The 2,036-nt window shown below is 73.7% G+C and carries 1 protein-coding gene; it reads right to left on the bottom strand.

Annotation, left to right across the window (positions count from 1 at the left end; genetic code table 11):
- A partial coding sequence (locus tag ACFFNX_RS48565) for a beta-ketoacyl synthase N-terminal-like domain-containing protein (protein WP_378213225.1) occupies positions 1 to 2,002 on the bottom strand: 2,002 nt, incomplete at its 3' end.
- Positions 2,003 to 2,036 lie beyond the last annotated feature (34 nt).

Here is a 2,036-nt window from a genome sequence, read left to right as displayed (position 1 = left end):
CGAGCGCCTCGGGCGAGCGGGCCGACACGGTCACCAGCTCGGCGCGCCCCGCCTGCTCCGGCGGTACGTACGGGGGCGCCTCCTGCAGGACGAGGTGCGCGTTGGTGCCGCCGGTGCCGAAGGAGCTGACCCCGGCCCGCCGCGGGGCGCCGGGCGTGCGCGGCCAGGGAGTGGGCTCGGCGCTGACCGTGAACGGCCCGGACGGCACGAGCGGGTTGGGCCGGGTGAAGTACGGGCTGGGCGGCACGAGCTCGTTCTCGAGCGCGAGCACGGTCTTGATGAGGCCGGCGACGCCTGCGGCGGCGTCCAGGTGCCCGATGTTGGCCTTCACCGAGCCCAGGAGGCACCCGGTGGAGCCGGCGAACGCGTCGACGAGGGCGCGCAGCTCGATCGGATCGCCGACCGGCGTACCCGTGCCGTGGGCCTCCACGTAGGAGACCGACTCCGCCTCGATCCCCGCGGCCGCGTGGGCGGCGAGGATGACCTCGGTCTGGCCGGGGGCGCTCGGCGCGGTGAAGCCGACCTTGCGGTCCCCGTCGTTGTTGACCGCCGACCCCTTGACCACCGCCCGGATCGTGTCGCCGTCGGCGAGCGCGTCGGAGAGGCGCTTGAGCACGATGACGCCCAGGCCGTGTCCGGGGAACATGCCGTCCGCGGCGGCGTCGAACGGCCGGCAGCGGCCGTCGGGCGACAGCGGCCCGCCGGGCACGTGCTGATAGCCCTGCTTCGGCAGCGCGTTGAGCGAGGCACCGCCCGCGACGGCGATGTCGCACTGGTGGTCGAGCAGGTCCCGGCAGGCCAGGTGGACGGCGACGAGGGACGTCGAGCAGGCGCTTGCGACGGTGATGCCCGGCCCGGTCAGACCCAGCTCGTAACACACGCGGGTGGCCAGGGCGCTCGGCGAGTTGCCGGCGATGGCGGGCAGCAGCACCAACGAGTTGGCGGCGTCGCTCAGATGCGGGTGGACGTGGGTGAGGAAGTAACGGCTCTGGCTGGCGCCCGCGTACACCCCGATCGAGCCGGGATGCTCACGCGGTGAGTATCCGGCCTGCTGGAGCGCGTGGTAAACGCATTCGAGGAAGAGTCGCTGCTGCGGGTCGATGAGCTCGGCCTCCGTCGGCCGGTAGCCGAAGAAGTCGGCGTCGAACAGGTCGATGCCCTCCACCGTCGCCTCGACCTTGACCAGGGCGGGATCCTCCAGCGCCGCCGGGTCGTGGCCGGCCGCGAGGAACTCCTCGTCGGTGAAGGGCACGGCCGCCTCACGGCCCGCCGCGAGGTTCTCCCAGAAGCGTTCGAGGGTGGGGGCGCCGGGAAAGCGGCCCTCCATGGCGACGATCGCGATGTCGAGGTCGGGGTCGTAGCCGGGCGTGGGGACGGACATGGAGGATGTCCCTTCTGGACGCGCGTCGAGCGCCTCGATCAGGTGCGCGAACCGATCGGCGATCCGCTGCGTGGTGGTGGCCGTGAACATGTCGTCGCGGGTCGTCACCGTGACGGTCATCCCGTCGCCGCCGGTGGCGTCGTCGGCGACCTCCAGGACGAGGTCGAACCGGGCGGTGCCCGCGTACACCGGGTGCTCGGCGCAGCGGACCCCGGGCAGGTCCAGGCCGCGCAGCAGCCCGGTGCGGTGGGAGAACATCACGTCGAACGGGCGCGGGTCGCCGCCGGCGCGGCGCAGGTCCTCCACGACCGTCTCGAACGGCACGTCCTGGTGCTCGTACGCCTCGGTGCACACGTCGCGTACGTGGCGGACGAGCTCGCGGAACCCACGCCCACCCGCCGGGCCCACGTCGACGGGCAGGACGACGACGTTGCCGAAGTTGCCCACGAGCGGTTCGAACTCCGGCCGGGGCCGGCTCACCACCGGTGCGCCGAACGGGATCCGGCCGGTGGCGCCGAACCCGTGCAGCAGCCGCGCCGCCGCCGCAAGCAGCACCATGTACGGCGAGGCGTGCTCCTCCCGCGCGATGCGGCGTACCGTACCGGCGGCGTGCGCGGACACGGCGCGACGGCGCCGGATCCCGCCCGCGGGCGGC

The organism is Actinoallomurus acaciae (assembly GCF_042429965.1).
GTDB classification, from domain to species: domain Bacteria; phylum Actinomycetota; class Actinomycetes; order Streptosporangiales; family Streptosporangiaceae; genus Actinoallomurus; species Actinoallomurus acaciae.
Note: the sequence above shows the minus strand (reverse complement) of the source record. Positions and strands in the feature narration are given on the sequence as shown.